This window comes from Glutamicibacter sp. 2E12 (assembly GCF_050030965.1).
Classification (GTDB): domain Bacteria; phylum Actinomycetota; class Actinomycetes; order Actinomycetales; family Micrococcaceae; genus Glutamicibacter.
In genome coordinates this window covers 3,494,033-3,520,516 of sequence record NZ_CP188297.1, presented here as the reverse complement: position 1 = coordinate 3,520,516, position 26,484 = coordinate 3,494,033, and the positions used below count along the sequence as shown (strand labels likewise).

The 26,484-nt window shown below is 57.1% G+C and carries 28 protein-coding genes; 11 read left to right on the top strand and 17 right to left on the bottom strand.

Going from position 1 to position 26,484, the window contains the following annotated elements; translation table 11 throughout:
* Positions 1 to 13: 13 nt before the first annotated feature.
* Together ACP3TE_RS16555 and ACP3TE_RS16550 are read left to right on the top strand one after the other, a co-directional pair.
* Positions 14 to 1,618, top strand: a complete 1,605-nt coding sequence (locus ACP3TE_RS16555; RefSeq protein ID WP_332727055.1) for an amidohydrolase — start codon at positions 14 to 16, stop codon at positions 1,616 to 1,618.
* A 411-nt stretch (positions 1,619 to 2,029) separates the two neighbouring features.
* On the top strand, positions 2,030 to 2,758 hold the full coding sequence (locus ACP3TE_RS16550; RefSeq protein WP_105657847.1) for a polyprenol monophosphomannose synthase: 729 nt from the start codon (positions 2,030 to 2,032) through the stop codon (positions 2,756 to 2,758).
* 358 nt (positions 2,759 to 3,116) lie between these two features.
* Here the strand turns inward: ACP3TE_RS16550 and ACP3TE_RS16545 are convergent, their stop codons facing one another.
* The 6 genes from ACP3TE_RS16545 to zapE all read right to left on the bottom strand — a co-directional run bounded on the left by ACP3TE_RS16545 (position 3,117) and on the right by zapE (position 7,765).
* A complete protein-coding gene (locus tag ACP3TE_RS16545; protein WP_105657848.1) occupies positions 3,117 to 3,464 on the bottom strand; it encodes an RNA polymerase-binding protein RbpA in 348 nt (115 codons plus the stop codon).
* Positions 3,465 to 3,648: 184 nt separating this feature from the next.
* Positions 3,649 to 4,587 carry an SPFH domain-containing protein gene (locus ACP3TE_RS16540; protein ID WP_105657849.1) on the bottom strand — a complete coding sequence of 313 codons (939 nt, stop codon included), beginning with the start codon at positions 4,585 to 4,587 and terminating at the stop codon, positions 3,649 to 3,651.
* Positions 4,588 to 4,642: 55 nt separating this feature from the next.
* Positions 4,643 to 5,119, bottom strand: a complete 477-nt coding sequence (locus ACP3TE_RS16535) for an NfeD family protein (RefSeq protein WP_105657869.1) — start codon at positions 5,117 to 5,119, stop codon at positions 4,643 to 4,645.
* Between the two features lie 104 nt (positions 5,120 to 5,223).
* A complete protein-coding gene (locus ACP3TE_RS16530) occupies positions 5,224 to 6,075 on the bottom strand; it encodes a putative RNA methyltransferase (RefSeq protein WP_426734294.1) in 852 nt (283 codons plus the stop codon).
* Complete coding sequence (def, locus tag ACP3TE_RS16525; protein WP_332731442.1) at positions 6,075 to 6,716, bottom strand: peptide deformylase; 642 nt, start codon at positions 6,714 to 6,716, stop codon at positions 6,075 to 6,077. The genes ACP3TE_RS16530 and def overlap by 1 nt, the downstream gene beginning before the upstream one ends.
* Positions 6,713 to 7,765, bottom strand: a complete 1,053-nt coding sequence (gene zapE, locus ACP3TE_RS16520) for an AFG1/ZapE family ATPase (RefSeq protein WP_166650693.1) — start codon at positions 7,763 to 7,765, stop codon at positions 6,713 to 6,715. The genes def and zapE overlap by 4 nt, the downstream gene beginning before the upstream one ends.
* Positions 7,766 to 8,083: 318 nt before the next feature.
* Between zapE and ACP3TE_RS16515 the strand changes: the two genes are divergently transcribed.
* Together ACP3TE_RS16515 and ACP3TE_RS16510 are read left to right on the top strand one after the other, a co-directional pair.
* Complete coding sequence (locus ACP3TE_RS16515) at positions 8,084 to 8,446, top strand: ArsR/SmtB family transcription factor (protein ID WP_105659237.1); 363 nt, start codon at positions 8,084 to 8,086, stop codon at positions 8,444 to 8,446.
* A 172-nt stretch (positions 8,447 to 8,618) separates the two neighbouring features.
* On the top strand, positions 8,619 to 9,086 hold the full coding sequence (locus ACP3TE_RS16510) for an SRPBCC domain-containing protein (RefSeq protein WP_426734291.1): 468 nt from the start codon (positions 8,619 to 8,621) through the stop codon (positions 9,084 to 9,086).
* A gap of 55 nt (positions 9,087 to 9,141) precedes the next feature.
* On the opposite strand, the gene ACP3TE_RS16505 is transcribed toward ACP3TE_RS16510, so the two are convergent.
* Positions 9,142 to 9,729, bottom strand: a complete 588-nt coding sequence (locus tag ACP3TE_RS16505) for an HAD family hydrolase (protein ID WP_332594752.1) — start codon at positions 9,727 to 9,729, stop codon at positions 9,142 to 9,144.
* Positions 9,730 to 9,956: 227 nt separating this feature from the next.
* Here ACP3TE_RS16505 and ACP3TE_RS16500 point away from each other — a divergent pair, with 227 nt between their 5' ends.
* Entirely contained in the window at positions 9,957 to 10,418 is a 462-nt protein-coding gene (locus tag ACP3TE_RS16500; protein WP_332486229.1) for a DUF3817 domain-containing protein, read from the top strand.
* 149 nt (positions 10,419 to 10,567) lie between these two features.
* Here the strand turns inward: ACP3TE_RS16500 and ACP3TE_RS16495 are convergent, their stop codons facing one another.
* Entirely contained in the window at positions 10,568 to 11,536 is a 969-nt protein-coding gene (locus ACP3TE_RS16495; protein WP_332594751.1) for an arsenic resistance protein, read from the bottom strand.
* 148 nt (positions 11,537 to 11,684) lie between these two features.
* Between ACP3TE_RS16495 and ACP3TE_RS16490 the strand changes: the two genes are divergently transcribed.
* Entirely contained in the window at positions 11,685 to 12,059 is a 375-nt protein-coding gene (locus ACP3TE_RS16490) for a DUF3054 domain-containing protein (protein ID WP_105658356.1), read from the top strand.
* On the opposite strand, the gene ACP3TE_RS16485 is transcribed toward ACP3TE_RS16490, so the two are convergent.
* A complete protein-coding gene (locus ACP3TE_RS16485) occupies positions 12,048 to 12,590 on the bottom strand; it encodes a hypothetical protein (protein WP_208294227.1) in 543 nt (180 codons plus the stop codon). The two genes, ACP3TE_RS16490 and ACP3TE_RS16485, sit on opposite strands and share 12 nt — an antisense overlap.
* Entirely contained in the window at positions 12,591 to 13,187 is a 597-nt protein-coding gene (locus tag ACP3TE_RS16480) for a sigma factor-like helix-turn-helix DNA-binding protein (RefSeq protein WP_332486221.1), read from the bottom strand. It lies immediately after the preceding gene.
* Positions 13,188 to 13,351: 164 nt separating this feature from the next.
* On the opposite strand from ACP3TE_RS16480, the gene ACP3TE_RS16475 reads away from it, so the two are divergent.
* The gene (locus ACP3TE_RS16475) at positions 13,352 to 13,633 is read left to right on the top strand and encodes an Lrp/AsnC family transcriptional regulator (protein WP_105658354.1); all 282 of its coding nucleotides are present in this window, start codon (positions 13,352 to 13,354) and stop codon (positions 13,631 to 13,633) included.
* A gap of 85 nt (positions 13,634 to 13,718) precedes the next feature.
* On the opposite strand, the gene trpD is transcribed toward ACP3TE_RS16475, so the two are convergent.
* The gene (gene trpD, locus ACP3TE_RS16470; RefSeq protein ID WP_332594750.1) at positions 13,719 to 14,786 is read right to left on the bottom strand and encodes an anthranilate phosphoribosyltransferase; all 1,068 of its coding nucleotides are present in this window, start codon (positions 14,784 to 14,786) and stop codon (positions 13,719 to 13,721) included.
* Positions 14,787 to 15,072: 286 nt separating this feature from the next.
* Here trpD and ACP3TE_RS16465 point away from each other — a divergent pair, with 286 nt between their 5' ends.
* From ACP3TE_RS16465 to ACP3TE_RS16450, 4 genes are all read left to right on the top strand, one after another.
* Positions 15,073 to 15,711, top strand: a complete 639-nt coding sequence (locus tag ACP3TE_RS16465; RefSeq protein WP_105658353.1) for an aa3-type cytochrome oxidase subunit III — start codon at positions 15,073 to 15,075, stop codon at positions 15,709 to 15,711.
* A 76-nt stretch (positions 15,712 to 15,787) separates the two neighbouring features.
* Positions 15,788 to 16,582, top strand: a complete 795-nt coding sequence (locus ACP3TE_RS16460; RefSeq protein ID WP_105658352.1) for a cytochrome bc1 complex diheme cytochrome c subunit — start codon at positions 15,788 to 15,790, stop codon at positions 16,580 to 16,582.
* A gap of 71 nt (positions 16,583 to 16,653) precedes the next feature.
* A complete protein-coding gene (locus ACP3TE_RS16455) occupies positions 16,654 to 17,703 on the top strand; it encodes a cytochrome bc1 complex Rieske iron-sulfur subunit (protein WP_105658351.1) in 1,050 nt (349 codons plus the stop codon).
* A 2-nt stretch (positions 17,704 to 17,705) separates the two neighbouring features.
* On the top strand, positions 17,706 to 19,376 hold the full coding sequence (locus tag ACP3TE_RS16450) for a cytochrome bc1 complex cytochrome b subunit (RefSeq protein ID WP_105658350.1): 1,671 nt from the start codon (positions 17,706 to 17,708) through the stop codon (positions 19,374 to 19,376).
* A 1,058-nt stretch (positions 19,377 to 20,434) separates the two neighbouring features.
* On the opposite strand, the gene ACP3TE_RS16445 is transcribed toward ACP3TE_RS16450, so the two are convergent.
* The 6 genes from ACP3TE_RS16445 to ACP3TE_RS16420 all read right to left on the bottom strand — a co-directional run bounded on the left by ACP3TE_RS16445 (position 20,435) and on the right by ACP3TE_RS16420 (position 26,470).
* Positions 20,435 to 21,217, bottom strand: a complete 783-nt coding sequence (locus ACP3TE_RS16445) for a GntR family transcriptional regulator (protein WP_105658348.1) — start codon at positions 21,215 to 21,217, stop codon at positions 20,435 to 20,437.
* A 113-nt stretch (positions 21,218 to 21,330) separates the two neighbouring features.
* Positions 21,331 to 21,732 carry a cytochrome c oxidase subunit 4 gene (locus ACP3TE_RS16440; RefSeq protein ID WP_105658347.1) on the bottom strand — a complete coding sequence of 134 codons (402 nt, stop codon included), beginning with the start codon at positions 21,730 to 21,732 and terminating at the stop codon, positions 21,331 to 21,333.
* 2 nt (positions 21,733 to 21,734) lie between these two features.
* The gene (ctaD, locus tag ACP3TE_RS16435) at positions 21,735 to 23,453 is read right to left on the bottom strand and encodes an aa3-type cytochrome oxidase subunit I (protein WP_105658346.1); all 1,719 of its coding nucleotides are present in this window, start codon (positions 23,451 to 23,453) and stop codon (positions 21,735 to 21,737) included.
* A gap of 2 nt (positions 23,454 to 23,455) precedes the next feature.
* A complete protein-coding gene (gene coxB, locus ACP3TE_RS16430; protein WP_286134304.1) occupies positions 23,456 to 24,379 on the bottom strand; it encodes an aa3-type cytochrome oxidase subunit II in 924 nt (307 codons plus the stop codon).
* Between the two features lie 172 nt (positions 24,380 to 24,551).
* Positions 24,552 to 24,926 (bottom strand): HesB/IscA family protein, encoded by a 375-nt coding sequence (locus tag ACP3TE_RS16425; protein ID WP_105658344.1) that lies wholly within the window; start codon positions 24,924 to 24,926, stop codon positions 24,552 to 24,554.
* A gap of 134 nt (positions 24,927 to 25,060) precedes the next feature.
* Positions 25,061 to 26,470, bottom strand: coding sequence for a dipeptidase (locus ACP3TE_RS16420; RefSeq protein ID WP_426734285.1), 1,410 nt, complete (start codon positions 26,468 to 26,470; stop codon positions 25,061 to 25,063).
* Positions 26,471 to 26,484: the final 14 nt, after the last annotated feature.

Here is a 26,484-nt window from a genome sequence, read left to right as displayed (position 1 = left end):
AAGGGAGACGCTGATGGCAAAAACACTCTACCGAAACGGGTCCATCTACTCAGCGGCCGATCCATTTGCTACCGCAATGGTGGTGGACGGCGACACCATTTCATGGTTGGGCGGCGAGGACGCCGCCGAGCGCCATGCGTCTGCCGTCGACGAAGTGGTCGACCTCAATGGTGGTTTGATTACCCCGGCGTTCGTCGAATCCCACACGCACCTTGCCGCCTTGGGCCGCACCCTTTCGGGAGCCGATTTGGGTGCAGCAACCTCGGCTTCTTCGCTGCTTTCCCTCGTCGCCGAGCAGGCGCAGAAGTCGACCAAGCTGGTCCTGGCTCAGGGGTGGGACAACTCGAACTGGGCTGACCAGCAGCTGCCCGCGGAAACCGACCTGACCAGTGCCGCGGAAGGCCGCGGCTATTACCTGGCGCGTCGCGATGTGCACAGTGCCCTGGTCAATCGGGAACTGCTGGATCTGCTGGACCTGGGCCACCTCGCCGCTGGCATCATTTCTGGTGCGGATCACGACGCCGTGCGTGAAGCCCTCACCAATACGCAGAAGGCCGAACAGGAATACCAGCGCCTGGCACTGGAGCACTACGCCTCGCGTGGTTTCGCCAGCGTTGTGGAGATGGCGGCCCCGCATATTGAGGGCCGAGAGGCGCTGGAGCAGTTGCTGGCCATCGACAACCCTGAACTGCCGCAAGTCCATGCCTACTGGGGCGAACTGGTTAGCGATGCAGACATCGCCCAGGAGCTGGTCGCATCCTTCCCAACGGGAAAGGTGCTGGGCTTGGGTGGCGATCTTCGCGTGGATGGTTCGCTAGGCAGCCACACGGCGTACCTACGCGAAGACTACAGCGATCAGCCGGGCGAACGCGGCACCCTGTACCTGAAGCGTGACGAAATTGCGGCCCACCTGGTCGCTTGCAGTTCCCGGGGGATCCAGGCCTCGTTCCATGTGATCGGAGACGGCGCCCTGGACGAGGTGTTGGCAGGTTTTGACCTGGCTGCTGAGCAGATTGGGGCAGCTAAGCTGCAGATGTGCCGGCACCGTCTGGAGCATGTCGAGATGGTTGATGAAGACTCGCGGGCCCGTTTGCTGCAGTACGCCATCATGGTTTCGATGCAGCCGGTCTTCGACCAGGCGTGGGGCGGCTCGAACGGCATGTACGCGCAGCGCCTGGGGGAGCGCGCAGCATCGATGAACAACCTCTCCGCTATGCTTTCGGCTGGTGTGCCAATGGTGCTTGGCTCTGATGCTCCGGTAACGGAGGTTGATGGCTGGCAGGTTGTTCGCGCCGGCATGAACATGACGAATGCTGAGGCTCGCATTTCGGCTCGTGCGGCCTTCTTGGCTCAAACCCGATCCACCTACCGCGCCATGGGCGAGATGAACCCGTTCGCCGGGCAGCTCGTGATCGGCGCGCCGGCGACTTTTGCAGTGTGGACTGCCTCTGAACTTGCTGTGCAAACTCCGGACGTCCGAATCAGTTCTTGGAGTACCGATGCACGAGCTGGAACTCCGATGCTTCCGGTCGTTGATGAGGAAATTCCGCAGTGCCTGCGTACAGTACGCGCTGGAATCACGCTTTTCAATACCCTTGAGCCAAGCGAATCGGCTTAAAGCGAAACAGATGCTCAATAAGCAGAATGAATTCGCAAAATTTGCCCTGACTAGTGGTGTCTAGGTAAAGAGTGAAGTCATTTGATGGTTGACAGCCTAGGTGGGGTACCCACTAGGCTGGTCTAAGCGCCTCTTCGAGATGCACATGCATTGCGTTGGAAACTACGCAATTTAAACAACGATCCTCAGTGACCTTAGATAACATTCTCTGTGCCTTTCGGCGTGGAGAATAGGGCCGAAGTCACTGAGGATCGTTCGTTAATGCGGTGTCTCCAGCGCGCTGATTGGCAAATGATGACTATACTTTGAGTTTGGATTAACTCTTTTCGACCCGGTGTCCTGCATAAGCGATGCAGTCGACGCCGAGCAGGCAAGAGGCTTTGTGTTGTATACCCAGAAAGGTGCCGCCGCGTGCGCGTCATTACAATCATTCCGACTTACAACGAACTGGAGTCGCTCCCGCTGACCGTAGGACGCTTGCGTACCGCAGTTCCTGACTCGGATGTATTGATCGTTGATGATAACTCGCCTGACGGCACCGGAGAACTAGCAGACAAGATGGCTGCTGAGGACTCGAATATCCACGTATTGCACCGTACCGGCAAGGATGGCCTGGGAGCCGCCTACATTGCAGGTTTCGAATGGGCGTTGGCTCGCGACTACGACGTACTGGTAGAGATGGATGCCGATGGCTCGCATATGCCAGAGCAGCTTCCCCGCCTTTTGGAAGCCAGTGCCGCGGGCGCAGATCTCGTAATCGGTTCGCGTTGGGTCAAGGGCGGCGAAGTCGTGAACTGGCCAATGCTGCGCAAGATCATCTCGCGCGGCGGCAGCTTCTACTCGCGCACCATGCTGGGCTTGCCTCTGCGCGACATCACCGCAGGCTACCGCGCCTTCAAGCGCGAAACCCTGGAAGCAATCGATTTTGACGCCGTTGAGTCGCGCGGCTACGGCTTCCAGGTGGACATGACCTTCCGCGTGGCCATGCTGCGCAAGACGATCGTTGAAGTTCCCGTGACCTTCGTAGAGCGCGAACTGGGCGCGTCGAAGATGAGCGGCAACATTGTGTTCGAAGCAATGTGGAATGTCACCCGCTGGGGCCTGGGTGCCCGGTGGAAGAAGCTGACTTCCAAGAAGTAATTCCCGTGGTTAAGCGAACTGGCGTGCAACGATTGATCGTTGCACGCCAGTTCGTTTAACCAGGATTCATCATCAGGTCTCGGGCAGGCAGTGAAATACAAACCAGCCCGCCGCCCCAAAGGCGGACTGTGCAGGATGAAGATAGCTTCTACGAAGCTGCTTAGGCCGGCGGCGCTGGCCGCGCAATTTCATGCAGGCTCTTTGACGCAGTTGAAAATACTGGGCGTGGCCATTGAGCCCCATAGCAGCCAGGCAAAAGAGTGAGAGCTGGGTTTGATAACCAACGGTTATCAAACCCAGCCCTCAACCAAGCCCCTACGGCCATGCTAAGGCAGCATGGAACCGTGCGTGGGGGAGATTAGGCAGTTTCCCCGCGAGCAGCGCGCAGCTGCTGGAGGCGGTCTGCCAGAGTCTTTTCCAGTTCTTCTTCGGAACGGCGCTCAAGAAGCATGTCCCAGTGGGTACGGACAGGCTTTTCATTGCCCGGTTCTTCGGCCTTGGCTTCGCCGTGGACGAGCTTGGCTTCCTTACCGGTCTTGGTGTGCCAGGTTGCTGGAATTTCAGCTTCGGCAGCAAAGACGACGAAGACGGTCTCGCCCTCTTCGGTACGGTATTCCACACGCTGACGGGCAGCCGGCTCCACACCTGCCTCAGATTCCATGCTCTGTGCACCCAGGCGCATGCCTCGTAGGCTGCGATCGCTCATGTTTTCCCTCCGCGATGATTGAAGAATTCGCTACACGTACCAACGTTTGGCACTCGGAAATAATTCCCTCCGACTAGAGGTGAAGATAATTCTTGGTGCCAAAACATCCATTATACGCGTCTGCGGCGAGGTGCATTGTATGCACCTCGCCGCAGACGGCTAATCGGTTCTAAACCAGCTGTTGCTACAGGTTGCTACCTGGGGCCGATGGCGATTCCGGAGTGGCAGGCTTGCTGCCCGATCCGTTGCCGCCCAGCGCTCCGCCGATGCCCTTGAGTGCTTCGGTCAGTTCGCTTGGAATCACCCACAGGGTATTCGAAGTGCCTTCGGCAAGCTTCGGCAGAGTCTGCAGGTACTGGTAGGCGAGCAACTCATGGTCCGGCTTGCCGGCGTGAATTGCATCGAAGACCTTCTGGATGGCCTGGGACTCGCCGTCAGCGCGCAGAATTGCGGCCTGGGCATCGCCCTCGGCTTCGAGGATGGAAGCCTGGCGTGCGCCTTCGGCAGTCAGGATGGAGGACTGCTTGGTGCCCTCAGCGGTCAGGATGGCAGCACGGCGGTCACGCTCGGCGCGCATCTGCTTCTCCATCGAGTCCTGGATGGACAGCGGTGGATCGATAGCCTTCAGCTCGACACGGGAAACACGGATGCCCCACTTGCCGGTTGCCTCGTCAAGGACACCACGCAGCTGGCCGTTGATCTGGTCGCGGCTAGTCAGGGCCTCTTCCAGATTCAGGCCACCGACGACATTACGAAGCGTAGTGGTGGTCAGCTGTTCTACGGCCTGGATGTAGTTAGCGATTTCATACGTCGCCGCACGCGGCTCGGTGATCTGGAAGTAGACCACGGTATCAATCGAAACTACCAAGTTGTCCTCGGTAATAACTGGCTGCGGCGGGAAGGAAACAACTTGTTCACGCAGGTCCAGCAGCGGCAGCAAGCGATCCACAAAGGGGATCAAAATCGTCAGACCGGGATTTAGGGTTCGGTTGTACTTGCCGAGGCGCTCAACGATGCCAGCACGTGCCTGCGGCACGATGCGCACGCTGCGCAGCAGGACGACAATCACGAAGATTGCCAGAACGACAAGCACAATAGTCAAGCCAAAACCATCTGAATTCATGGTTCGTACTCTCTTTCCTTGTGCAGTAGTGATGAATTTGGGGGCGTCAGGCTAGCTAGCCGTTTGCAGGGTCAGGGGACTTCGCGGTGAGGTATGCAGTCGCCCCGTCGATACGTGAAACCACGGCATAGGTGCCGGGATTCATGGTCGGAACGCTGGATTCAGCACGGGCGGTCCAGATCTCTCCACGGATCTTGGCCGAACCCGACATGCGCGAGGTCGGCTCGAGAATAAGTGCATCCGCACCGATTAATCGCTCGATATTGGTGCGGAAGCCCTCGGGCGATTTCCGTAAATGTTTGACCGCAATAGGTCGAACCAGGAAGATCATCAACAATGAAATGACGCAGAATACAAGGACCTGCAACCACATGGGTCCACTGAGCAGTGCGACCGCTACACCACCAAGGGCACCTACGCCAAGCATGATGAAGTAGAGATCAAGAGAAAGCATCTCGATGATCGCCAGCAGCAAGAACAGTGCCAGCCAGATCACCCAAGCGTTGCTGATGATCCATTCGGCTGTTGTCATGGCATTCACCTAAATTCTGTTAGGACATTGACCAGTCGTAACTGGTCTTTCCTACATTCTGCCGTAGAAGGCAGATAAAAGGTGTAGTCATTTTGGGGTATCTTCTAGCCCTGCGTGACGAATGCGTGTACTCCAAAGGAAGCTGTTACAGGCTGGGAACCCAACGCCAGCGTCTGCTGATGAAGGATCTCAGGGGAGAGGTGGTGCCCGGACGGACCCATGAATGCAAGGTTATAGAGATCGTCCGCATTCAGGTTCATCCGATATGTCAGATTCTTGGATCCGAGATGATTAAGGCCTTCAGCCGCAAATTTTTCCACCAAGGCGGCTTGCTTGCCCTGTCCTACGGTGAGCATGCCCAGCGGGTCGACGACCTCGTTGAGATGATCTGGTTCGCCGGTCACGACAACGCATAATCCACCAGTACGCAGTACACGTTGGAACTCTGCCGGGTTATGCGGTGCGAAGCAATTGATCACCACATCGCGTGATCGGTCGGCAGTAGGCAATTTGCGCCAGACATCCCAGACCACAGCGAGCGTGCTTGGAACCTTCGCGGCACGACGCATGGCAAAGCGGGAGATGTCCAGAGCCAAAGCATCAAGTTCAGCAGCAGGAGAGTTCTCTAGAATCTTCCCCAGGTAGTAGCCGGTACCCGCGCCCGCATCCAGCACGTCAAGCGAATGTCCGTCGTGATGATCATTGATCAGCTCGGACAGCGCGCGCGCCAGAGGCTCATAATGTCCCTTTGACTGGAAAGCATCGCGGGCTTGGACCATGGCCGAGGTGTCTTCGAGGAAGTTCGTTCCTTTGCCAGTAAGGAAGTTGAAGTAACCCTGTTTGGCAGCATCAAAACGATGCCCGGCTTCGCAACTCAGGGTTCTATCCCGAGATTCCTCGAAGCCAAGGGGTTGCTCGCAGACCGGGCAAGTAACGTTCGTGGTGCCGGAGAACATTAGAATTTCAGAACCTCTTGTGCCGTTGCAACGTCCATGCTTTCATGGCGCCACAGTTCGGATTCGTTAATCAAGGAGCGGGTAAGTGCTTTGTCGATATAGACAGTGCCCGACAGATGATCAGTTTCGTGCTGGACAATGCGGGCCTGCCAACCGGAGAAGCTTCGAGTTATTTCCTGGCCGTCCCGATCTTTATAAGTGGCGGTGATATCGGCGGCCCGGCTCACTACGCCTTGGAATCCTTTGAAAGACAGGCAACCTTCGTAGAAGACTGCCGCGCGCTCTGTTGATGCCGTATATACGGGGTTGAAGATCTCGAAGTACTCCAGCGGCTCACGCTCTCTGTGCGAGGCAGCTTCCTCCGGAATGGGATAGAGATCTTCGAGCACGGCAATCTGCAGGGGGATACCCACCTGAGGAGCGGCGAGTCCTACGCCAGGGGCGTCGTACATGGTCTGGCGCATTGCTTCAAGGAGTTCTTCGAGCAGTTCCTGCGGAAGCTGCTGCTCGTAGGCCACCGCCTGCTGGCGGAGAACGGGATGTCCCAGCTGGACAATAGGCAGTATGAGGTTCTCATCTGCAGTCTCCAGGACTTCTCGAACTATATTCTCGATGTCCTGTGCGGTGTACTCGGTGTTCATCGGCAAGCGCTAGTCCGTTCGTATTCGTTGAGCTGAAGTTGAGCCAGGCGCGAGGTGAGTCGGGCCTTTTCAGTGTCATGCAGCATGTGTCCAAGATTGCCCAGATTGTCTGCGGCGTACAGATGGACTTCCACGTTCTTGTCGTAGAAGATATCGATAAGATTCGCCAATCGGCGTTCCTCATCCATTGGCATGGTGGCACTAGCTGGGATGCAGGTTATATGCCAGCGCGAATACCGGCTTGCCAAATCCAGATAGTCGGCAGTGTTGCGGCGGGTTCGGCAGATCTGATCGAAGCTGATCCAGATCTCATACGCATTCACGTGGACTGGCCCGATTTCGTCGTAGCCGATCTGGATCATCGTATCGTGGACCGGCAGTTCTCCTGGTGCTTCGAAGAGATTTAGCGTGCCTCTCCGATACCCGTCCAAGACCTGCTCGGGATCGGCGGCGAGCTGTCGGTAGTCCACCGAATGATCCAGTGAGAATACAGTGAAGTCCCGTTGGATCCGGTCAATAATTGGCTGAACCAGGTGATGGAAAGTGTCATCGTCAAGCAGCTTCTCCGGCCCGTAGTTCGACGTAGTGACCAGCTGGATCTCGTGTTCCGTGCAATGCCGAATGAGCTTGGCCATGAACATCGCGTCGCCAGGTTCGGTGCAATGGAACTCATCGAAGACCAGCAACTGCAGTCCAGCGAGCTCGCGCTCAAGCCCTTGCGAGAAAATCGCGCCCAGCGGCTGGCCCGGGACACGGTTGACCGGGGAATTTACGCGCTGGAAGAACTCGTGGAAATGGAAGCGCGCTGTCGTGGTTTCAGGCAGCACCGAGACCAAGGTATTGATGATGAGGGTTTTGCCTCGACCAGGAGGGCCATAAATGTAGACGCCAGGGTGCTTTGCCGTCATCGTCGTACGCAAAGTACGTCCTAGAAGGTCGATCAGATCACTCTGAACCGGGTCAACTTCGATACCTTGCAGCTTGAGAGCTTCGCGGATCTGAAGAGCGTACTTATTCCCGTGGGGAATGCGCAGCAACGGATTAGCCATATCTAAATTTTGCCACTGAGCGCAGACGCGGCCAATCTTCTGTGATGCAATCGCCACCATTCCAGCTTGCAGGGATGCCTTGCGGTGCCGAGGCGACGTTAAAGTGCCTAGTCAAGAAGCCTTCGATTTATTTCGAAACGGATGATTTAAATAGGGGAGTGCTCCCAAAGATGGCTACGAGCCTGTTTAGTCTTGTGAATTTTGAGCATACCTATCGCTTTATCTTGATCCGTGGCCATAATGGACACACCCACAGAGCTGGGTTGAAGCAGTTGAATCGAACCAGGGCGGGCGAAATGCGGAGAGGGAGCGCGTGAGATGACCAGCGAATTCATTGTCCCAACGGCTGAAGACGAGATCGTCTCCAGCGATCTTTTGGACATGTCGGCAACGGTACTCAAAACCTTGTCGGATCCGGCAAGGCTCCAGATGCTCTGGGCGCTGTCCATGGACGATCTTTCCCTGTCCGATTTGGCTCAGTTGATCGGCGTTAGTCCAACGGTTGCCGGCCAATTGCTATCCAAGCTGCGAGCAGCCGGTGTATTGCAAACGAGGAAGTCCGGCCGCCATGTCATCTACTCGATGCATGATGAGCGATCGCGCGAGTTCATTCGGCAGACCCTGGACTTCGCGAGGCATCGGCTGGATTTGCAGGATCAGCGTCAACAAGCTGAGCAGTAAGCGGCCTTCGAAATCCGAGGCGTAAATGGACGAATAAGGCTACTTCCAGCGACATTGCGAATAAGCCGATAATCTACATTATGTAAAGTAATGGAAATCCACGACTCCCCACGCAGGGTCTCACTGCAGCCATTTGTGCTGGCTGCCCCGTATATCGAAGCAGACTCTTTTCATGCCCATCATTCGAAAGTTCGCGGACGCTTCGGCGGGATCTGTGGATCTCAGGTGGTCCTTCGGCGTATCGACCGACAGGCTTTGGCACGCAATGATTGATCGTCAGGCATTGCCACTCTGGCTGGGAACTCACGTCGCTGGAAGCCTTGACGTGGGTTCTACTGTGCAGATCGAGCATGCGGAAAACTACATCTGCGAAAGCCGGATTGAACAGGTCGAGCCAGCATCCGCCCTCGTGATGTCCTGGAAGTTTCCGGAAGAATCTGTGTCGGAGGTTAGTTTGACTCTGCAGTCGAGCCTCTTCGGAGCTGAACTTGCGCTGAGCCACTCCAAACTCAGCGTTGGCGTCTCGAATTACCTGGCGGTATGGGAAACGCATCTCATGTATCTGGAGGCCGTCCTGCTTGGGGCTCCGCGCTCGATGGACCAATTCTGGGACGTTTATCAGGAGGTATTCGAGAACTAGGGCGCTTTCCTCTTGCCACTCCCCTTGATGTTATTCCAAACGATGATCGATCCGGCTAGAGTACACCGCGCCCGGTCAATGCCGACCTCAAATCCGCAGCGGAAGTAAAGTGATGTGTGTGGATCCCGAGATCGGTCGCCCCGACAAGTTTCCCGGCGGAATCGTCGGTAAAGAGGATCTGGTTTGCACACAGGTGCAGAGCATTGATTACGTGCAGAAATGCTCGTCGGTCTGGCTTCGGATAACCGATTTTTGCTGAATTGAATACTCGGGCGACGTGGGTGGCGATTCCTTGCCGCTTAAGTTCGATGTCAATGGTGTCGCTGCCGTTCGTGAGAATGGCGGTGGTGATACCTGCACGTTGTAGATCGTCGAGTAGCTGCAGCACATCGCGATCTACAACGGGCTCTATGAGACCCCATGCGTTGGCGGCTTCCGTGGATCCAACGCTCTTCCCAATCTCCTTGATCCATGTCAAACGAGATATTTTACCTGTAGTGAGTCGTTCCAGGCGAGCAGGGTCGAAAGCCGCCGCGTTCAAAGTGCCTGATGGCAACCCATATTCCATTTCAACGTCAGCAGTGGCGGCCTCGGGAAAATTGCGGATCACTCCGTCCAAATCGAAAACTACTGCGTGGATCATGGGTGCCATCCTGCCAGATTCAGGCGCATTGGGGCATCTGGGTCCAAGTGCATCCGGTGCTTTTCCTGCAGCAAGGGCCTGCCTAGAAATCAAGTAGGTGCTGCGTCAACCGGGAACTCCATGCTCCAGGGCAGGATGTCGGCGGTATCCCTGGAGCCAGATAGGCTAGTACTTGACCGAGTTCCCGGACTACTCCCCTATCTACCTTCAAGGACAGAAAACACCCTATGTCTCCAAGCGCCCTGTACCGTCTAGTTGCCCGCGCTGAAGCTGTCACATGGACGATGCTGATCATTGCATTGATTTTGAAGTACGTCGTCAAGGTTGGTGATTGGCCTGTTTCCATTGCCGGCTTCATCCACGGCTTTGTCTTCCTGACTTATGCAACGATGGCTGTGCTCATTGGCATGAATCAGCGCTGGAGGAAGTCGCTGATCATTGGAGCTGCCGCGACCGCCGTCGTCCCATATCTGACCATTCCTTACGACAAGTGGCTGGAACGCAAGGGAAAGCTGGAAGGTACCTGGCGTACCGAGGCAACCGATCATCCAGATGATCGCAAGTGGACCGACGCGACGATGCGTTGGCTTGTTGCCCGCCCGGCGCTGACCACGGTCCTGCTATTCGTCGTTATTGCCGGTATCTTCTCGACCATGCTTTTCATTGGCCCTCCAGGTGGCGAGCACTAATCATGGATTCTATGAGGAGCAGGCTGCTTTCGCCTGGGCATCACTGAATGCCCTGACTCCTCAATCCAATTTGCCTGGCCCGGTCACTTCCATGTGTTCTTGGCCAGGCAAATTCTGTTTAATCCGGACATAGCAGGGTAAGGCTCGAACTACTTGGTGGTGCGTTGCTTCGGTGCGTAGTGAACCATCACCAACATTCCAATTAGCTCTACCAAGGTCTGGCTAACGACCACGGCAGAGGCTAATTCCAGCTCCGCGGGCAAAGCCAGGGCCAGGGGAAGCACCACCAGAGAATTGCGTGTGACGCCACTGAAAGTAACTGCCCGCCGCGAGGCGGTGGGCAGCTTGAAGAGTTTCCCCGCGGAGTATCCAAGGACATTCATGATGCAGATAAACAGAGCGAAAACCATAATGGCCAGCCCTAATTGACCCAGGCTTGCTCTCACCGTGAAGATCTGCGAGCCCACCACGCTAAATAGCGTTCCCATCATCAACGGAACCATTAGATAGTCGGCCCAATCCCCGATGGGCTCTGCCCAGGTAAATCGTTTGGCGAGTGCCTGGGTGAGTGCTGCTGCCAGCAGTGGGAGCACGATCAGTCCCAGCAGTGCCCCCAGGAAAGGAGCTGGCACGATCACGTCGATCGCCGAGGGTCCAGCAAATATATAGAGGTATGCCGGCACGAGCAGCATCTGCAAGATCAACAAGAGCGGTGTGGCCGCCAGCAACCGTTGGCTGTCTCCCCCGGCTAAGCCGGTAAAGACGATAACGTAGTCGATGCAGGGCGCTAGCAAGACCAGCAGCACGCCGAAGAGCAGTGCCTGGTCCCCCGCCACTATTCGCGATAGCCCGAAGGCCACGAGCGGCACCACGGCAAAGTTGACCGCGCACAGTGCACCCATGAAGCGAGTGTCCCGGAAGGCCTCCGGAAAACGGGTCAGCGGCATGCCCAGGAAAGTAGCGTAGAGCAGCAACCCAAGGAACGGGTTAACCGAGTTCTCGAGACCCTTGCTTGCGGCAGGCAAGGCCAGGCCGAGAACGCAACCGGCAGTGATCGCGGATAAATAGAGGGCGATCTGGTGCGTTTGCATCCATGCATTGCCAGGCCAGATCTTCATAGGACTAATGCTAGAACAATAGCTGCGGCCACCATGGCCGTGAGCTCATTCGGGCGAGCCTCGATGGCGACCTTCTGTGTCTGAACCGACAACGATCCAGCCAACGCCGAATTACTCACGGACACCGGGGTAAACCTATGATGAGTACATGAAGGATTCTATTCGTAAGTGGCCGCTGTGGATGGCTGTCGACGTTGTTCTCATTGTTCTATTCGCCCTGCTCGGTCGACGTGAACACGAGCATGCCTTGAGCATTGGCGGCATCCTGATGACCGCCCTGCCGTTCTTGGTTGCCTACGTCGTCGTGACCTTGCTGTCCAAGCCTTGGACCACGATCAACAAGCTCTTTCCTGTTGGCGTACTGGTCTGGGTGGTGACCGTAGCAGCGGGCCTTGCGCTTCGCGTTGGCATGGATTCCACTGCGGCACTCCCCTTCATCATCGTCGCGACACTGGTTCTGGGCGCATTCTTGATGGGGCGTCGGCTGGTTACCTCAATGGTGGCTAAGCGGCTAGGTAAATAGCAGGCCGAGCCCGTAGGAGCCGGCAGCGACGAGACCGCTGGCGAAAGTCCCCAGAATAAACTGTTCGGCGGCGCGATGGTTTTTCAGTTCAGAGAACCGACCAAGACCCTTGACCGCCAAGACGACGGCAATGCCTTCTGGCCAACCGGCCCAGAGGCTTCCAACGATGGCCGTGCGCTCCAGGAGTCCGATCCACAGCCCGCCTCGAAGCGGTGAAGGGTCGGACTCCTCCTTTTGGAGCTCGACATCATTCTTCGCAGCAAGCCGGAAAACAAGTTCCGTAAACGGACCGCCGAAACTAATGGCAAAGATGGAACTCAGGACGATCGCGTACACCGGCGAAAGCCCGTTCTGCTCCAACGAAGTTTGAGAAGCAACTGCCAGCAGGGCCGAGAGAATGGCGAACAGGGCAGAGCCCACAACTAGCCAGTCGCGGACACGAGCTCGTTTGCCCATGGCATAGCCAAGGTAGGCAGCTATGCAAGAGACAAACGCCGCCAGGCTCAGACTCCCCCAAGCGATCCAAAGCATTTACTGCTCCTTTAGCATCTTCAGCTGTCGGTTCAGCGATTTGGCAGCTTCATCCATCATTCGGTTCGCCTCAAACCATAGCGCGGCCGACAGACGAGAAGAGACAGCCTGCTGGGTGATTCCTAATTCTTTGGCAATCTGCTGCTGGGTCAGGCCTTCGTCGGCCAGAGTGCCCGCTTCCCATGCCGTGGCCCGTCGCTTTGAAACTATGCAGGCAGTCAGCTGGAGCTCGGCTTCCAGACGGGTGGCTTCATGCGACGGTCCATGAACAGCTAGATGCGCATTGGTGTTCTTTGCCCGCTCAACTGCGACACGAGCATATTCAAAGGCAGGTCCCCTGCCGGCACGGGTTTCTTCGGGCAGTGGCGTTTCGACTTGCCCAAAGCCAATGCCGACACTCCAGTCCCCTGAAGCTGCCATCATCACTGCCAAGCGAATAGCTTCGTTGGCGTTATCCAAGACAGCTTGAACTTCATCGCCGGCGGTTCGCTGGAAGGGGCGAACCACTGGAACGGTAGCATTAGCTTGCTTGACTAGAGCCTCCACCTTATCTTCGGTGGAACGTGAACGCCGCTGGTCAATGGTCAACACAATCATGGAACAATTGTAAAACTTTGTATCTGAATCTACAAATTAAAATCATTGTACTATGCGAAGCGGGGCGATGCGCCCATGCCTCTCATTCGCTGCTTTTCGACTAGAGTTGATTCCAGATCAGCCGCCTCCTGGCAGGCGATAAGTTAGAACCGAAAGGCACAGTGATGGTCACCGCATTCGTCATGATCCAGACTGCAACGGACAGTATCCCTGAATGCGCTAAGCAGATCTCCGCAATCTCGGGCATCAGCGAAGTCTATTCCGTAGCAGGCGACTGGGACTTGATTGCAATTGCACGAGTCAACAAGCACGAGGACCTCGCCGAAGTCATTGCCAATAAGCTTTCCAAGATTCCAGGCATCCGCGGCACCCAGACCCACATTGCATTCCGCGCATATTCGGAACATGATCTTGAAGCAGCCTTTTCCCTTGGCCTAGGCGACTAAGGACTTTTCAAGAACAAAGCCGGCCTTCGGTTCAGCGATTGTAAAATCGCGAACCAAAGACCGGCTTCGTTGGCATCTGACGGTGCTACGCGCCTACGATCGCCTGGGTCGTTGAGGACCAGGCTTCCAAGGTCGCCTTCGCCGCACCGGAATCGATGGAATGCGCCGCTTTCCCAATCGCCGCCCGCATGCGATCTTCGAAACTGCCTTCAGCGGTATCGCTGTAAGCCACCATTCCGGCAGCCGCGTTCAGGAGGACCGCATCTCGAACGGGTCCGGGAGTCCCGGAGATGACATCTCGTACAACCCCTGCGTTATGTAGTGCATCTCCACCGCGCAGATCATTAAGCGTCGCACGGGCAAATCCCACGTCCTGGGCATCGAACGTGAACTCGGTGACCGTGCCGTTGCGCACTTCCCAGACGCGGTTAGCTGCAGTGGTGGTTAGTTCATCCAGTCCGTCATCCCCGCGGAAGACCAGGCCACGCACGCCACGGCTTGCAAGAACGCCCGCCATGATTGGTGCCATGACCATGTCGGAGCAGCCGATGGCGGATGCGCTGGGCAATGCGGGATTGGTCAAGGGGCCCATGAAGTTGAAAGCGGTTGGTATGCGCAATTGACGGCGTGCTCCGGCAACGTGGCGCATCGAGGGATGGAAGACGTTGGCGAAGCAGAACGCAATCCCAACCTTGTCGTACACCTCTACAAGGCGCTCGATTGGTACCTCCAGGCGGACGCCCAATGCTTCAAGCACGTCGGCGGAACCCGAGGACGAAGAGGATGCGCGGTTGCCGTGTTTAACTATGCTCACGCCGGCGCCAGCGCACACCAGTGTGGCCATCGTTGAGATGTTGACGGTGTTCTGGCGATCGCCACCGGTCCCAACAATGTCCAAAGTTTGTGCATCGATAGTCAAGGGGCGCGCATTGGCGACCATGGAGTCCACCAAGCCGGTCAATTCGGCCACGGTTTCACCCTTGGATCGCAGTGCTACCAGGAACCCGGCAATCTGAACGTCGCTCGCCTCGCCGGACATGATCTCATTCATTGCCCAAGCGGCCTGTTCGCGGCTGAGATCGCCACCGTTGATCAGGGTGGCCAATAGATCTGGCCACGTCGGGAACTTTTCGTTTACAAGGCTCGTTGACACATGGGAAAGCCTATCCAGACACCGGGGCGCTACCCAATTCATGTCGTTAGATGATGTGGCTCAGGTCGCTAAAAATGCCTAGTTTCTGGGGTTAAATACGAAACACTTTCGTTGCATAAATGATTGTTTCGTGAGACTCGCCGGATGAAGCTCTACGAATTGTAGAAAGAGTTTTCTCTGTACTTCCGCATGTTTCCGCGGATGTTGCCAAGATGTGGCGCAACAAACCTCTGCCAACCCGCTTTTGCATTGGTATCTGAGGGGCATTTAGAGACATAATGTCAGTGTGACAACTGCGACTCATGCCCCAAATACGACGGCGCCACATGCGCCGAACCGCCCAAACATGGTGTCGGTGGGAACGATGGTGTGGCTCTCCAGCGAGCTCATGTTCTTCGCCGCCCTCTTCGCCATGTACTTCAGCCTCCGAGCTGCCGCGCCCGAACTATGGGCGACTGAAACTGCCAAGCTCAACGTACCGTTCGCGCTGGTTAACACCATCATCCTGGTGTCCAGCTCGTTCTCGTGCCAGCTAGGCGTGTTCCGTGCCGAAGAATTCAAGCCTCGCCGTTCCGGTGGGCTTTTCAACTTCAAGGAATGGGGAATGATTGAATGGTTCATTCTTACCTTCATCCTTGGCGCGATCTTCGTTTCGGTTCAGGCCTACGAATACGCTGTCCTCGTTAGCGAGGGCGTGGCATTCGACTCGAACTCCTACGCTTCGGCCTTCTACATTACGACCGGCTTCCACGGCATTCACGTCGCTGGTGGTCTGATTGCATTCTTGCTGATCATTGGTCGTGCGATGCTGGCTAAGAAGTTTGGTCACTTCGAAGCAACCGGCTCCATCGTCGTGTCCTACTACTGGCACTTCGTTGACGTTGTTTGGATCGCCCTGTTCGCGATCATCTACTTCTTGAAGTAGCAACTTAAATTCATTAGTTGCCTCAACAAGAAGTACGGCAACACCACACCAAAGAAACTAAGTGAGGAACCAGCAAGTGAAGGCTCTTTCGAAAAAGCGCCGCCACCCGCTCGCCGCTGTGGCCCTGCTTCTGTTCGGATTGCTGATTACCGGCAGTCTTTACACTGCAGCCGGTAACATCAGCGAAGCGAAGGCAGCTGAGACTACTTCTGCATCGCAGGCCGATGTAGAAGAAGGTCAGAAGCTTTTCGTCGCCAACTGCGCTACTTGCCACGGCATGAATGCCGAAGGCTCTGACTCCGGTCCATCGCTGATCGGCGTTGGCGCGGCTTCTGTTGACTTCCAGGTCGGCACCGGCCGTATGCCGATGCAGATGCAGGGCCCGCAGGCCCAGGTCAAGCCAGTACAGTTCGACGACGAGCAGATCTCCCAGCTGGCAGCGTATGTTGCAAGCCTGGGTGCAGGCCCAGCGATCCCTGATGAGGAATACTTGGATACCACCCAGGGCGACGCCGCCCACGGTGGCACCGTCTTCCGTGTGAACTGCGCAATGTGCCACAACGCGGCTGCTGCCGGTGGCGCGTTGACCCGCGGCAAGTTCGCACCAACCCTGACCGGTGTATCCGAGAAGCACATCTACGAAGCGATGGCTACCGGCCCACAGAACATGCCAGTGTTCAACGACTCGAACATCACCCCAGAAGAGAAGCGTGACGTTATCACCTTCCTGAAGACCATTGAAGCAAATGGTTCCGCTGGCGGTGCAGCCCTGGGCTCCCTGGGTCCAGTTGCTGAAGGCCTGTTCACCTGGACCGCAGGTCTGGGTATCATCATTGCCTTCACCATTTGGTTGACCTCGCGTCCTTCCTAAGGCAAACCCGCGGCCTCGGCCGTAACCATCACTACGTACATAAATTCCTAACAGAAGGATGAGAGAGAAACATGGGCGACCATAGTCACGGCAGTCCCGAAAACTCGGGCACCGTTGCTAAGGCTGACGATGTAGCTCAGGATCGATTCCCAGATCCGGGCTTACCACCCCATCGTCCGCGTCTCGCAGACCGCGATCCGCGCGCAGCCAAGCGACATGAGCGTCAAGTAGCGCTCCTATTTACCATCTCCATCATCGGCACGCTCTTCTTCTTCGTGGCCTACTTCGTCCTGGGCCACCTGGGCGAGATGACCTTCGCTGAACTGCGTGTGCAGAACGCTGCACTGGGACTGGGCACCGCTTTCGCGATGCTCGGTATCGGTGTGGGTATTGTTCACTGGGCCAAGACCCTGATGCCGGATCACGAGCTCATGGAAATGCGCCACGAGATCCGCTCGGAAGAAGATCGCCAGGATGCCGTCGAAATCATCGATACCGTGCTCGAAGAGTCCGGCATCAAGCGTCGTCCGCTGATCCGCAATACCCTGATCGGTGCCATCGCCTTGGCGCCAATCCCAGCAATCTTCATGTTCCGCGACCTGGATCGCACCGGTAACACCGCGAACGAGATGATCGATTCCCTGCGCCACACCATGTGGGACAAGGGCATCCGTCTGACCCGCGACCCATCTGGTACCCCGATCAAGGCTTCGGATGTGCAGATCGGTTCCGCATTCCACGTGATCCCAGAAGGCCTCAACGAGACCGAGCACCCGCTGAACGAAAAGGCCAAGGCCGTCGTTCTGCTGATGCGCATGGATCCAGCAGAAATGCAGATCTCCGAGGGACGCGAAACCTGGAACGTCGACGGCATCGTCGCATACTCCAAGATTTGCACCCACGTGGGTTGCCCGATTGCTCTGTACGAGCAGCACACCCACCACTTGCTGTGCCCTTGCCACCAGTCGACCTTCGACCTGACGCAGGAATGCAAGGTCATCTTCGGCCCAGCTGGCCACGCACTGCCACAGCTGCCAATTACCGTGGACTCCGAGGGCTACCTGGTAGCTCAGAGTGACTTCCACGAACCAGTTGGCCCGTCCTACTGGGAGCGTGGTTAATCATGACGACGACTAACGAATACCAGGCATCGACCGCTACCGGCCGCATCGCCAACTTCGTGGACTCCCGCGTCGGCGCTTCGGGCATGGTCAAGGAATTCGGTCGCAAGATCTTCCCGGACCACTGGTCGTTCATGTTCGGCGAAGTGGCAATGTACACCTTCGTACTGCTGCTGCTCTCGGGCACCTTCCTGACCTTCTTCTTCGATCCGTCGATGGCTCACGTCGTCTACGACGGCTCGTACGTACCGATGAAGGGTATCGGCATGTCGACGGCTATGGCCTCGACCATGGATATCTCCTTCGACGTGCGCGGCGGCCTGTTCATGCGACAGGTACACCACTGGTCGGCGCTGCTGTTCGTCGCTTCCCTGTCCGTGCACATGCTGCGCGTATTCTTCACCGGCGCATTCCGTCGCCCACGTGAACTGAACTGGGTTGTCGGCGGCGTGCTGCTGATCATGGGTCTTGCTGCCGGCTTCACCGGCTACTCCCTGCCAGATGATCTGCTGTCCGGTAACGGCCTGCGCATTATCGATGGCGTCATGAAGGCACTGCCGATCGTCGGCACCTACCTGTCGATGTTCTTCTTCGGCGGCGAGTTCCCTGGCGATACCGTGATTCCGCGACTGTACTCGTTGCACATCATGATTGTTCCTGCGGTCATCATCTTGCTGATCGTTGTGCACCTGTTCATGGTCGTGACCCACAAGCACACCCAGTACCCTGGCCCAGGCCGCACCAACGACAACGTTGTTGGCTTCCCGGTTGGTCCGGTATACGCAGCCAAGGCCGGTGGATTCTTCTTCATCGTCTTCGGCATCGTGGCTTTCATTGCTGGCCTGTTCCAGATCAACCCGGTATGGAACTACGGTCCATATGACCCATCCCCTGTTTCGGCTGGTACCCAGCCGGACTGGTACATCGGTTTCGTCGATGGCGCGCTGCGCTTGATGCCAGGTTACCTGGGCAACTTCAGCTTCGAATGGATCATTCCATTCCCATGGGGCGATAACACCCTGGTGATGTCGGTACTGCTGCCAGCACTGGTTCCTGCAGGCGCACTGTTCGCAGTGATGTTCGCATGGCCGTGGATCGAACGCTGGATCACCAAGGACAACCGCGAGCACCACCTGCTCGACCGTCCACGCAATGCTCCATTCCGTACCGCAGTGGGCGCTGCCGGCGTAGTCTTCTACTGCGTCATGTGGGCTGCTGCATCCTCGGACTTGATCGCGACCCACTTCCACGTGTCGCTGAACGATGTCACCTACTGGCTGCGTACGCTGTTCTTCCTGGGCCCAATCTTCGCCTTCTGGTTGACCCGCCGTATCTGCCTGTCGCTGCAGCGCAAGGATCGCGAGATCGTCCTGCACGGCCGCGAAGCTGGCATCATCCAGATGTCGCCTGAGGGCGGCTTCTCGGAGAAGCACGAGGAAGTCGACGTCTACAAGCGTTACCTGCTGACCAACTACGTTGATCGCCAGTACATCCCGGCTCAGCCTGACGCAGCAGGACACGTCTCCGGTTCGGAGAAGCGTCGTGCAGCAATCTCGAAGTTCTTCTTCGAAGATCGCGTCGCCCCGGTAACCCCATCGGAGCTGGAAGCTGCTCATGCAGCCCACGGCCACCATGAGGTTGAGGGTGACACGCAGGACTCGATCGCCAAGTAATAGCGACCTGAGTTAGTCACAAAAGGAGGGACACACCGCAAGGTGTGTCCCTCCTTTCGTTAACCCGGCATTCCCAGGGGTCCCAGTGAGTCTAGCGCCGGTGAGCGCTCCGAAGACGCATGGGTGGACGCCCATCGAAATTCCAGTGGCTTAGAACGCCATCTGGCACTGCCGGGTGCTCAGGGTGGAAAGCCCGTTCCTGCTCCCCTAGCCGCGTATCGAGCTGCGCTCCCCAGTGCGGAGAAGAATTGGCCATCCTGTTTGGCACTTCAGTCAGAAATGCCGTTCGGGGCTGAATGCTACTGCCGGCCTGCAGCGCAGCCATTCTGGATTGGCTGGAATCGAATGCTGCACGCCAATGCCAGTTGCGACTGGCGCAGCTGCCCGGTGTCGTCCCGGGCCGAACCGGAGCGGAGAGCTGCTCAGTGCATTCGTCTTTCCAGCGAAGGCGCTCCAGACTGGGGACGAGCTCAGTTCCGCAATCACGTTCGCCAAGACTTCGGATGCAGCAGTTTCGACTCCCGTTTTGGCGCTCGGCATGGCCGAGCCGATATCCAGAGCGCTCTTCCAAGGCTGCTCCCCTGCCAGAAAGAATGCCCGGCAGGCACCATGACCTCCAGTCCTGCTTCAGAATCGTTTGAATTGGATGACGGAATAACTCTGGACGCATCGACCGGATGGCAGAATCACGCTGCAAACAAGACTGTGTGATCTAGGGATATATTGGATCTTCGCTACGGCCTATCGCACCAGTGTGGCTGGTTTCCCACTGGACAGGGCGGTTGGAGTGTCCACTTTTCAACTTCCGTCGACATTCCATGTCCTGCTGCCTTGAAGCGGCTTTGAGCTTGCGCCGCGATCTTCTTCCGTGTGCGGGAGACCTGCTTGCTCCTGCTATAGCTCCATACCGGCGGACCAGGCTGCGGGAGTGCTTATTCAGTAGTTGATGCCCGGAACCATTTTGAACGGCAGATATGGCATCCTTGGGCATGGTTGACGGGTTTGACTGGTACTTGCCCGTTGAAATCGAAGTAGCCGGCCGCCTGGCCAGGCCAGGCCTAGAAAGTATCGGTGTAGCGAGGCGTGCGTGTGCCCACTCGCTGCAACGGCACGAAGAGCTTGTAGCGGTCTGAGCGGTAGAGCGAAACCGAGTAGTCGGCTAGCCGATCGCCGATGTAGGCATACCGGGTGATCTGCAGGAGCGGGAAGCCTGGTTCTACGCCCAGGAGCACGGCTTGCCGCTTGCTCGCCGCAGTGCTTTCCACCTGGTCCTCACCCCATTCGAGCAAGATGCCATAGCGCTCGTGCAATGCCTGATAGAGCTTTGACGGCGGCTCGCCATCCACAAAGCCAGGCACGAGATCGGCAGGCATATAGTTCTCGTCCAGGCTCATGGGGGTGCCATCGGCCAGCAGCAGGCGCTTGAACTGGACTACGGCAGTACCCTCCTCCACCATCAGCTGCGAAGCCAAGGTGGCGCTGGCTTTGATCTCCGCGAATTCGAGTACATGGGCATCGGGAACCATGCCGCGGCGCATCATATCTTCGGAGTAGGAATGCAGGCGGACACGAAGGTCCAATTTTTCGGGCACGACGAACGTGCCGATTCCCACCACGCGTTTGAGCACTTGTTCATCCACCAAGGCATCGATGGCTTGGCGGATGGTCTTGCGGGCCACGCCGAAGTGCTCTGCCAGCACGCGTTCGGGCGGAAGCTTGTAGCCGGGTTTGCAGGCCTCGCGCGCATGGGTCTTGAGAATCTCTCGGATTTGCCGGTATTTGCTTTGCCGGCTGGCCGGATCAAGGTGCGCCTGGACATGTGGCTGCGGTGCGTGGCGCATGCTGCTTCTCCTTGATCCAAATATCCTGACGGCCTATCGCCATCGAGGAACCCCTATTAAAAGACTAACGGGACGACAAGCAAAATTGCTTGTCGTCCCGTTAGGGTTACTGCCTAGTGAGCATGATCGCCACGGCTGTATTCGTAAACCCAGCCGGTCACGCCAACGACGGCCAAACCGGCGCCGATGAAGAAGACCCACCAGCCCACAGCGAGGCCAAGGAAGCCAATCGCTGCAGCCGAAGCCAGGACCAGTGGCCACCAGCTCCATGGGGAGAACATTCCGATATCGCCGGCGTTCTCGTGGATTTCGCCATCCACGCGGTCCTCGGGCCTGTTGCCAACGCGCTTAGCGGTGAATAGCAAGTAGCCACCTACCATCGCGGACAATGCGACCAGCATCAGCAATGCCAGGAATCCGACCCATTCGCTCCAGTTGGTCATGTAACCGTAGACAATCGCTACTGGGGTGAAGAAGAAGACGCCACCCAGGAAAATCCAGGATTCAACTTTCATCGTTACACGTCCTTCTGGTCAGCCGAGCCGAAGATCTTCGCAACCGGAGTTTCGGGGGTTACCCGTCCACTCAGTTCCGGGTGGTGCAGATCCAGTGCCGGACGCTCGGAACGGATGCGAGGGATCGAGTGGAAGTTGTGGCGTGGTGGAGGGCAAGAAGTTGCCCATTCCAGCGATGCGCCGAAGCCCCATGGATCATCTACTTCGACCTTCTTGGCGTTTCGGTGGGTTACCCACACGTTCCAGAAGAATGGAATCATCGACGCACCCAGAATGAATGCGAAGACGGTCGAAACCTGGTTCATGGTGGTGAAGCCATCTTCAGGCATGTAGTCGGCGTAGCGACGTGGCATGCCCATAACGCCCAGCCAGTGCTGGATCAGGAAGGTGCCGTGGAAGCCGATGAACAGCAACCAGAAGTGGATCTTGCCGAGACGCTCGTTGAGCATCTTGCCGGTCCACTTCGGCCACCAGAAGTAGAAGCCAGCGAACATCGCGAACACAACGGTACCGAAGACTACGTAGTGGAAGTGAGCCACAACGAAGTAGGTATCCGATACGTGGAAGTCCAGCGACGGAGCCGACAGGATAATACCGGTCAGACCGCCGAACAGGAAGGTGATCATGAAGCCCATGCTCCAGAGCATTGGGGTTTCGAAGGTGATCGAGCCGCGCCACAGGGTTCCGATCCAGTTGAAGAACTTCACACCGGTTGGAACTGCGATCAGCATGGTCATGAAGCCGAAGAACGGCAGCATTACCGAGCCAGTGACGTACATGTGGTGTGCCCACACGGAAACCGACAGTGCAGCAATCGAGATGGTCGCGAAGACCAGGCCCTTGTAGCCGAAGATCGGCTTGCGGGAGAACACTGGGAAGATCTCGGAGACGATGCCGAAGAACGGCAAAGCAATGATGTAGACCTCAGGGTGCCCGAAGAACCAGAACAGGTGCTGCCATAGTACGGCACCGCCATTCTCTGGGTCGAAGATGTGGGCACCGAAGCGGCGGTCTGCACCCAGTGCGAACAGCGCAGCTGCCAGTGGCGGGAAAGCCATCAGGACCAGCAACGAGGTGATCAAGGTGTTCCACGAGAAGATCGACATGCGCCACATGGTCATGCCAGGTGCACGCAGGCAGATGATCGTGGTGATGAAGTTGACGGCGCCAAGGATGGTACCGAAGCCCGACAGTGCAAGGCCGAAGACCCAGAGGTCTCCGCCGATTCCTGGCGAGAAGGTGGTGTTCGACAGCGGAGCGTAAGCGAACCAACCGAAGCTAGCTGCACCCTGGGGGGTGAGGTAGCCGGCCAGAGCGATCAGCGAGCCCAGCGAGAAGAACCAGAAAGCCAATGCATTCAGACGTGGGAAGGCCACATCCGGGGAACCGATCTGCAGGGGCATCATGACGTTGGCGAAACCTGCGAACAGCGGGGTTGCGAACATCAAGAGCATGACAGTGCCGTGCATGGTGAACAGCTGGTTGTACTGTTCCTTGGTCTGCAGGATCTGCATGCCTGGTTCGAACAGCTCTGCACGAATCAGCAGCGCCATAACGCCACCGACACAGAACAGGATGAACGAGCTGATCAGGTACATGTACCCGATCTTCTTGTGGTCGGTCGAAGTAATGTAGTCGACGAACAGACGACCCTTGGACTTCGGCACTACGGCTGGAGCAATCGACTTCACGTCGTCAGTTGCATATTCAAACGTTGTCATGATTACTCTCCTTCCCCGTGCTCTACTACGACGCCGTTAACAACATCTGGCTTACGGTCGTACTCTTCACCAATGTGTCCATCTTCCATCTTTGCCAGCTGAGCCTTGAACTCGGACTCATTGACAACCTCGACGTTGAAGAGCATCTCGGAGTGGTACTCGCCGCAAAGCTCGGCGCACTTTCCGTCGTAGCTGCCTTCAACCTGTGGAGTCAGGTAGATGTAGTTGGTCTTGCCTGGGATCATGTCCAGCTTCTGCAAGAAGGCTGGTACCCAGAAGGAGTGGATGACATCGCGGCTATTCAGCTCAAGGGTTACCGACTTGCCCGCTGGCAGGTACAAGGTTGGCAGTTCTTCGCGAACGCCTTCCGAGCCATCGGTGTTCAGGTGAGCCTGTTCGCCGGCGTAATACTTCTCGGTGCCCTGGTAGCTGTAGTTGAAGTCCCACGACCATTGCTTGGCTCGGACGTCGACTACGACCTCAGAATCAACAGGGGCGTTGATCTGCTTTTCCAGGGTGTTGTTGAAGCTAAAGAAGACTAGAACAAGGACCAAAGGAATGGCCGTGTAGAAGATCTCCAATGGCAGGTTGTAGCTCAGCTGACGCGGGTAACCCGTATCGTTCTTGCGGCGGCGGTAGGCGATGACGCACCAGAGCATCAATCCCCAGGTCAATACGCCGACGACAATAACAGCGATCCACGAGTTAACCCAGAAATCCTGGATTGCCCCGGTGTGGTTGGTGGTGTCGCGCTCCACGTTTGGGAGCCAACCGCGTTTTGCCTCCGCTGTACATCCCGTCAACAGCAATGCGCCAGTGCCGACTAAAGCCAGTACTTTGGCTTTAGCGGACCCGCGACTGCCGGTTCGGTCTTGCGAACTCACAGACGGCCCTTCCTCTTTGTTGGTGCAGAATGTGGTCTTCATAAGTCACCTCGTGGTTTAAACGAGTTGCACGGTGAGGTGGCTCACGAAGGGAAACATAGTTTTACTACTTAATGTAGAGCTTACCCTCTTTGGGGTCAGAATGCCGAAAAACGCCGCTGTGCTAACGAGAAATTTCTTCAACGTTTGAACAGCGGCGTTTGTTCCCTACGGCCTAGTGGAAGGAATCTCCACAGGCGCAGGAACCCGATGCGGCCGGGTTGTCGATGGTGAAGCCCTGCTTCGAGATGGTGTCCTCGAAATCAATGGACGCGCCAGCGAGGTACGGGACGCTCATCTTGTCAACGATGACCTCAACGCCATCGAAGTTGCGTACCGCGTCGCCGTCGAGCATGCGCTCATCGAAGTAAAGCTGGTAGATAAGGCCCGAGCAGCCACCTGGCTGCACGGCGATGCGGAGACGAAGATCATCCCGGCCTTCCTGTTCCAGAAGCGAGCGAACCTTGTCCGCCGCCACGTCGGAAATCTCTACCTCATGGGTTGGCACCTCAGTTGGATCGCCCTTGGTCTGGTCAACAGATGCAGTCATGATTTTCCTCCCATACTGCTCGATGCGGCACCAAGCTCCAGATTTGTTACTGGAACCGGCACCTCTGTTCTTGCTTCTATCCTACGTCGCTACGCTGAAGAATTCTTCCCCTGCGTCTCTCCGTATGACACGGTTCATAGTCCCTTGGCGTTGATCCTCGCCAGCATGAGGGCTTCAGCCTCAATTGCGTGCTGGAAGTCGCCTAGATGCAGCGACTCGTTGGCCGAGTGCGCACGCGAATCGGGATCCTCGACACCGGTCACCAGGATCTGCGCCTTCGGGAAAACTTCCAGCAAATCTGCGATGAATGGAATTGATCCACCCAGGCCCATATTCACTGGTACAATGCCCCAAGCTTGTTCAAGCGCCCAGCGCGCAGTGTCATTTGCCGAAGCGTCCAGGTTCGCCTTGTAGGCGTTGCCTGCTTCGGTGGCGACAAATTCAACCTCGGCGCCGCGAAGGTCAACGTTTTTGACGTGTGCCTCAAGGGCCTTGAGCGCATCTGCAGGATTCTGCCCTGGGGCCAGACGCATCGAAACCTTGAAACGCGTTGCCGGCAACAAGGTATTCGACGAGTGGTCGACACTCGGGATATCCATTCCAATCACGCTCAGTGCTGGTTTATTCCACAAGCGGTCGGTGATCTTGCCGGTGCCGGCAAGCTGGAAGGATTCCAGAACGCCGGAGTCCCTGCGGAATTCGGCTTCGTCGAAGTCGACTTCAGCGATGTCGTTGGCAACCAGGCCGGCAACGGCAACAGAACCGTCTTCGTTGTGGAAGCTGGAGATCAACTTGGCGGCGAGGATCGGGCCATCGAGAACTGGTCCGCCAAACATGCCCGAGTGAACTGCATGGTTCAACGAGCGAACGGTGATCTCCGCTGCGCACATGCCGCGCAGCGAGCTGGTCAGTGCTGGGGTTCCAACCGACCAGTTGGACGAGTCGGCAACTACGATCACATCTGCTGCCAACTTGTCCTGATGGGCTTCGAGGAAGTTGCGGAATGATGGGGATCCTGCTTCTTCCTCCCCCTCGAAGAAGTAGGTTACGCCGACGCCGAAATCGCCAATGAGGTCCAGCACGGTGCGCATCGCCGCGATGTGGACCATGATGCCGGCCTTGTCGTCAGCGGCACCGCGGCCGAACAGCCGGTCCCCTACCTTCGTGGCTTCGAATACCGGGGTGTTCCAGTCCGCCTCGTTGCCAGGAGGCTGGACGTCGTGGTGTGCGTACAGGAGCACGGTTGGCTTTCCGGGTGCCGCCTTGCGCTGGGCTACCACGGCAGGCGCGCCCATAGCGCCGTTCTGCGCAGGCTCGCGCAGGATTTCCACGGTCTCCATCCCGGCCGACTTGGCCAATTCGGCCACTGCCGCAGCCGATTTTTCCAGGTTCTGCGGGTCGAAGGATTCCCATGCGATGCTCGGGATCGCGACCAGGGAAGTGAGCTCTTCGAGGATCTTCTCGAAGTTCGTGTCGATGTGGCTTTTTAGCGCGGCAATATCGACGCCGCTTGCAACAGCGTCGAAGGTAGTATTTTCGGTCATGCCTTCAGCCTAGC

What these genes read in the sequence shown, in the direction of transcription:
- ACP3TE_RS16555 (WP_332727055.1), top strand. Translation starts at nt 14, where the DNA reads ATGGCAAAAACACTCTACCGAAACGGGTCCATCTACTCAGCGGCCGAT.
- ACP3TE_RS16545 (WP_105657848.1), bottom strand. Translation starts at nt 3,464, where the DNA reads ATGAGCGATCGCAGCCTACGAGGCATGCGCCTGGGTGCACAGAGCATG.
- ACP3TE_RS16540 (WP_105657849.1), bottom strand. Translation starts at nt 4,587, where the DNA reads ATGAATTCAGATGGTTTTGGCTTGACTATTGTGCTTGTCGTTCTGGCA.
- ACP3TE_RS16535 (WP_105657869.1), bottom strand. Translation starts at nt 5,119, where the DNA reads ATGACAACAGCCGAATGGATCATCAGCAACGCTTGGGTGATCTGGCTG.
- ACP3TE_RS16530 (WP_426734294.1), bottom strand. Translation starts at nt 6,075, where the DNA reads ATGTTCTCCGGCACCACGAACGTTACTTGCCCGGTCTGCGAGCAACCC.
- def (WP_332731442.1), bottom strand. Translation starts at nt 6,716, where the DNA reads ATGAACACCGAGTACACCGCACAGGACATCGAGAATATAGTTCGAGAA.
- zapE (WP_166650693.1), bottom strand. Translation starts at nt 7,765, where the DNA reads ATGGCTAATCCGTTGCTGCGCATTCCCCACGGGAATAAGTACGCTCTT.
- ACP3TE_RS16515 (WP_105659237.1), top strand. Translation starts at nt 8,084, where the DNA reads ATGACCAGCGAATTCATTGTCCCAACGGCTGAAGACGAGATCGTCTCC.
- ACP3TE_RS16510 (WP_426734291.1), top strand. Translation starts at nt 8,619, where the DNA reads ATGCCCATCATTCGAAAGTTCGCGGACGCTTCGGCGGGATCTGTGGAT.
- ACP3TE_RS16505 (WP_332594752.1), bottom strand. Translation starts at nt 9,729, where the DNA reads ATGATCCACGCAGTAGTTTTCGATTTGGACGGAGTGATCCGCAATTTT.
- ACP3TE_RS16500 (WP_332486229.1), top strand. Translation starts at nt 9,957, where the DNA reads ATGTCTCCAAGCGCCCTGTACCGTCTAGTTGCCCGCGCTGAAGCTGTC.
- ACP3TE_RS16495 (WP_332594751.1), bottom strand. Translation starts at nt 11,536, where the DNA reads ATGAAGATCTGGCCTGGCAATGCATGGATGCAAACGCACCAGATCGCC.
- ACP3TE_RS16490 (WP_105658356.1), top strand. Translation starts at nt 11,685, where the DNA reads ATGAAGGATTCTATTCGTAAGTGGCCGCTGTGGATGGCTGTCGACGTT.
- ACP3TE_RS16485 (WP_208294227.1), bottom strand. Translation starts at nt 12,590, where the DNA reads ATGCTTTGGATCGCTTGGGGGAGTCTGAGCCTGGCGGCGTTTGTCTCT.
- ACP3TE_RS16480 (WP_332486221.1), bottom strand. Translation starts at nt 13,187, where the DNA reads ATGATTGTGTTGACCATTGACCAGCGGCGTTCACGTTCCACCGAAGAT.
- ACP3TE_RS16475 (WP_105658354.1), top strand. Translation starts at nt 13,352, where the DNA reads ATGGTCACCGCATTCGTCATGATCCAGACTGCAACGGACAGTATCCCT.
- ACP3TE_RS16455 (WP_105658351.1), top strand. Translation starts at nt 16,654, where the DNA reads ATGGGCGACCATAGTCACGGCAGTCCCGAAAACTCGGGCACCGTTGCT.
- ACP3TE_RS16450 (WP_105658350.1), top strand. Translation starts at nt 17,706, where the DNA reads ATGACGACGACTAACGAATACCAGGCATCGACCGCTACCGGCCGCATC.
- ACP3TE_RS16445 (WP_105658348.1), bottom strand. Translation starts at nt 21,217, where the DNA reads ATGCGCCACGCACCGCAGCCACATGTCCAGGCGCACCTTGATCCGGCC.
- ACP3TE_RS16440 (WP_105658347.1), bottom strand. Translation starts at nt 21,732, where the DNA reads ATGAAAGTTGAATCCTGGATTTTCCTGGGTGGCGTCTTCTTCTTCACC.
- ctaD (WP_105658346.1), bottom strand. Translation starts at nt 23,453, where the DNA reads ATGACAACGTTTGAATATGCAACTGACGACGTGAAGTCGATTGCTCCA.
- coxB (WP_286134304.1), bottom strand. Translation starts at nt 24,379, where the DNA reads ATGAAGACCACATTCTGCACCAACAAAGAGGAAGGGCCGTCTGTGAGT.
- ACP3TE_RS16425 (WP_105658344.1), bottom strand. Translation starts at nt 24,926, where the DNA reads ATGACTGCATCTGTTGACCAGACCAAGGGCGATCCAACTGAGGTGCCA.
- ACP3TE_RS16420 (WP_426734285.1), bottom strand. Translation starts at nt 26,470, where the DNA reads ATGACCGAAAATACTACCTTCGACGCTGTTGCAAGCGGCGTCGATATT.